Source organism: Psychrobacter sp. Sarcosine-02u-2, from assembly GCF_002836335.1.
Taxonomy (GTDB): Bacteria; Pseudomonadota; Gammaproteobacteria; order Pseudomonadales; family Moraxellaceae; genus Psychrobacter; species Psychrobacter faecalis.
The window spans coordinates 1-4,463 of the sequence record NZ_PJBX01000025.1 but is presented as its reverse complement, the minus strand read 5'-3'; the positions used below and the strand labels follow the sequence as shown (position 1 = coordinate 4,463).

The following is a 4,463-nucleotide window of genomic DNA, read 5'->3' as shown; positions in this document are numbered from 1 at the left end:
TAATATTTTTATCAGCAAATTTATTTTTACTTAGGCTATTTGCTACTATCACACCCCAATCACCCAAGCGGCGCTGCTCATAAATTTCTTTTATCTTTTGCTGATTGAGACGTTTTTCTTTAGCCACTTGCACGGCGAAATCATGATAAGCGTTGGCATTGATGGCACTCATACGCTCAGCCAAACTTGGATGCGTGGCAAACCAAGAGACATCACCTAAATCGGCACCACTACTGGCAAAGAAAAAATGACTTAATCCATTGATATCGGCGATGCCAGTTAGGCGCGAACCAAGTGCATTTTGGTGAATGGCCTTTAAGGTTTCCATAATAGCTGGTGAGCGTGTGAGCTGCACGCTAGTCGCATCGGCAAGTAACTCGCGCTCACGATTAAAGCTGTGTTTAATCAGTTGCGCACTGGCCATACTAGAAAAACTCAATCCATGGATTAATAATGTCCAGATATTACGCGGCGCTTGACTATTGAACTTATCATTATGTTGTAGCCATCTTGACTGACTCTTAGCTGAAGATTGCTGGCTTTGCGACTGGTTTTGCCAGTGGGCGACCCATTCACTATGAGTGGTAAAGTTGGCTGTCTGCGCTTCAGTGCTACGTGCATGGCTATCGATTGCTTTTTGCGGTAAAGGGTTGCTTTGATTGACCGCATCATTAAAAGAGCCATCAAAATAGTTTTGCTGCTTGTTTTGCTGAGTGTTTTGATAACTAACTTTATAACCAGAACCAAAATTATTAATAGAATCACTCCAGTCATAGAGTAATTGCAATCCTGATAGCACCACCATTAGCTGTAAATTAAACGTCGCATCACCATGTAAGATATGACCATATTCATGCCCTATTAGCCCGTATAGCGCCTCATCAGATAGTTTATCTAGCGCACCTTGGGTGACGACGAGTACCATATCTTGGCTATGGCGACCCGCCACAAAACCATTAATGCCTTGTTCTTCAGGCAGCACATATAAAATTGGCATTCGCAAACCTGAAGCAATGGCTAGCTGCTGGGCAATCTCATAATAACGCCGATAAACAGGCGGGAAATCCCGCTCATCACGCACGGCAATCTGGCGGGCACTAAAGCGAACTTTTGATACAGGCTGATGCTGATGGGCAACTCCTTGGCTATGCTCCCAAGTGTCTTGGCTGTGGTCGATAAACAAGCGCACTGCACCCACACGTTGGGCAATCGCCCGACCACCTGCTTTTAAGCGTCTATACTCTAAAAAACTACCAACGACAAAGCTACCGATTGTCCAGACAGCAACCAGTATTAATACCCAATGATAAATGCCACCGGTAAATAGCGTGAGCAGCAGCGCCATAACCCCAAGTGCTACAGCAATATGGGCAAAGACAATCAGAAAAAATAACCCATAAAGCAACAAGCTGCGCTGAGTACGGCTACGCTGTGCACCAAAAAAATCCATCTATGTATTTTACCTAACCATAACTAACTGCATTTAATATGATACAAATATCAGCCCATATCGACGACAGGTGCTTGAGCAATGAGTTTTCTATCTTCAAAGACCAATGGGCTAAGTGGACGAAAGCCAAAGGTTGTGCTGACAAGATTATTGGGAAATACTTCGCGATCATTGTTATAAAACATCACGCTGTCATTATAATGCTGACGGGCAAAGCCTATGCGGTTTTCGGTGTTGGTGAGCTCATCCATCAGCTCTTTAATCATACTGTCCGCTTTTAACTCAGGATAGGCTTCTACGACCGCTGAGAATTTCCCCAAGGCTTTTGACAACATACCCTCTGCTTTGGCAAACAACGCCATATGTTCAAGCGAATCTGGCTGATGCTTAGTAGAATCTTGCAGACTCTGAGCATGATTACGCGCATTAATCACACGGGTCAGCGTTTCTTCTTCATGGCTCAGATAACGCTTGGCGGTTTCGACCAAATTTGGAATCAAATCATGACGGCGCTTTAGCTGCACATCGATTTGCGCAAAGCCATTTTTTGCTTGGTTGCGGGCACGTACCAGCTTATTAAATACTGACACCCCAAACACTACGATCAATACCACCACTGCAATGAATAGCCAAACGAACATTTTCATTATCAGACTCCAAAAGGTTTTTTGTTCACAATATTGTTATTAAAGGTTACTACATTGTATTTTAACCCATATATTTTGTTTGAAGTTTAAAATCAGGCGAAAAAAAAGCCCTTTACAATGAAGGACTTATTATTAGGTTTGACTCGTTTAAAGCGATATAACAGGACTATCAGCAAATTTTAGGCAAAAAAAAGCGACTCCATCAGCACATCCTCGGCACACATTATAACTATTACCGTTGCTACCTTCCGGTCCTGGCGGGATTCATAGAACAATGTTGCGAGGCTACCAATGGAGCCACCAGTTGCAGATTATACAAGATTTTTTTATTATTACAACCCCCATTGTCAAACTGTTTGCTTTAGGCGATACACAACCTCGTCAGTACTACGTGCAAGTGACGATGCAGCCAAATTTAAACAGCAACTTAAATGACAAAATTCTCATAGCAAATTGTTGATTTTTTGCTATTTTAGTCAGGGTATGTTGCATAAAAAACAATACAAAAAATACTCATATAAGAATGAGTTTTCTGACCATATCCCTCATACAACTATGATGACCATTACGAGCACTAATTAGGAGATAACCATGAGAAACACTTGGATGAACAAAGCCGTACTTGCTACGGGTACCGCCGCCCTACTAACAGCGATGATAGGTAGCGCCCATGCAGAACCCACAGGCTACGATCAGCTGACTTTTCAGACAGAAGTCAAAGAGGAAGTCCAAAACGACGAAGTTCGCGCCACTATGTATAAAAAAGCGCAAGCATCAGATGCTAAAACGCTAGCGACCACGCTTAATACTTCAATCAATAACGCGATGAAAATCGCCAAACGCTACCCGAGCGTGACGGTCAGTACTGGCCAGCAGCGCACCTATCCGCGCTACGATAAAAATGACAAAATCATTGGTTGGACAGGACAAGCAAGTATCGACTTAAAGAGTACGGACTTTGTCGCCACCAGCCAGCTGATTGCAGACTTACAACAAACCTTAGTGATGGAAAATCTAAACTTTGGGGTTTCAGATGCCAAAAAAGATGCGCTTGAACAAAAGCTTATGACCGATGCTTCACGCGCCTTTCAGCAGCAGGCTAAAAACCTGACCCGTGCATGGGATGCGCGCGGCTATCGTGTAGTAACCGTTAACTTAAATACCAACAATAATAATTACCCTCGCCCTATGTATAGCATGAGAGCCGAATCAGTTGCTATGGATAGCGCTGTCCCAAGCCAAAATTTTGAATCGGGCAACAGTACCATTTCAGTCACTGCCAATGGCACGATTGAGTTGTCTAAATAAGATAACGACGGTTATAAAAAATGGTTTTTAACAATAAGGGCAGCCACTGATTCAGCGACAGCCCTTATTTTATAGCTATATTTTTATTATTAACACTTAATCAAGAGATTCAAGGTTATTTCTTTATCGGTTCTTCAAGGGTCATGGGTTTATCAGCTATTGGCTTAGTAAATGACAACATATTGGGCTGCTTGCCATCTTGACGCAGTTTTAATAACACTTTTTGGTGCCAAGGTAGGCGCTGATACGCCAACAGCTGCTCTGCTAATTTCTTCTTTTTTTGCAAGGTTTGGGTATTTTGAATGACATAAACGGTACGCTCGACCTGTTTTGCTACCTGCCCTTTTTTATTTTTTATCACCGCTTTGATATTATGCGCACCCGGTAGAATATCAACGGTGGCAATCGAAGCGCTCAAACCCTGCGCCACTTCGTTACCATCTAAGTAAATGCTCACGCTATCGCCTGCTTGTAGTGCTGGTTTTACTTGCACCTTGACATCGATGCTTTGTACCGGACGACGATACGCCCGCTCTTCGCTAGGCTCTGTTATCGTCAGCTGATAATTAATGGGCGCTTTATTAGCGGTTGTGTCACTATTAGCAGTGGTGCCAGTTGTGTTAGCAGCAGGTGCTTGAGTAGTATTGACAGGCTGATTGTTGGCATTGTTGGTTTGACTAGAACTATTTGCACCCACACTGTCGCTGCCAGTCATGACGCTGGTTTGGCTAATTTGTTTGCCAGCCTGCTGTTCGTAGTTTTGCGGACGGTCGGTAAAGGTCACTTGACCGGTCTTTTCATCGACAACTTTATAAATAGCAGCGGCATTTGTCATCGGCGCGTAAAGACTGGCGGTGCTGATAATCAAACCTGTTAATAGGCTTAGCGACAACCCTTTATTTAAAAAAACAGTACTTTTTAATGATGAGCTCATAGTCAATCAGCCTAAAGCAATTTGTTATTAATATATAGATGCAACCATTATGCGATATTTTTGCCATTAAATCAGCAATGACTACACACTAAATTTAACAATTAAACGTCCACTTTAATTACCC

The 4,463-nt window shown here is 42.8% G+C and carries 4 protein-coding genes and 1 other RNA gene; 1 reads left to right on the top strand and 4 read right to left on the bottom strand.

From position 1 onward, the window contains the following. From CXF58_RS00930 to ffs, 3 genes are all read right to left on the bottom strand, one after another. Positions 1-1,450: M48 family metalloprotease (locus CXF58_RS00930; RefSeq protein ID WP_180952487.1), on the bottom strand; the 1,450-nt coding region annotated here is incomplete at its 3' end. 50 nt (positions 1,451-1,500) lie between these two features. Beyond that, positions 1,501-2,097, bottom strand: coding sequence for a LemA family protein (locus tag CXF58_RS00925; RefSeq protein WP_102076295.1), 597 nt, complete (start codon positions 2,095-2,097; stop codon positions 1,501-1,503). A gap of 197 nt (positions 2,098-2,294) precedes the next feature. Continuing rightward, an RNA gene (ffs, locus tag CXF58_RS00920) (signal recognition particle sRNA small type) lies at positions 2,295-2,391 on the bottom strand. A 297-nt stretch (positions 2,392-2,688) separates the two neighbouring features. Here ffs and CXF58_RS00915 point away from each other — a divergent pair. Further along, entirely contained in the window at positions 2,689-3,405 is a 717-nt protein-coding gene (locus tag CXF58_RS00915) for an SIMPL domain-containing protein (RefSeq protein WP_102076294.1), read from the top strand. 115 nt (positions 3,406-3,520) lie between these two features. Here CXF58_RS00915 and CXF58_RS00910 read toward each other — a convergent pair whose 3' ends face one another. Continuing rightward, positions 3,521-4,339, bottom strand: a complete 819-nt coding sequence (locus CXF58_RS00910; RefSeq protein WP_102076293.1) for a DUF4124 domain-containing protein — start codon at positions 4,337-4,339, stop codon at positions 3,521-3,523. Positions 4,340-4,463: the final 124 nt, after the last annotated feature.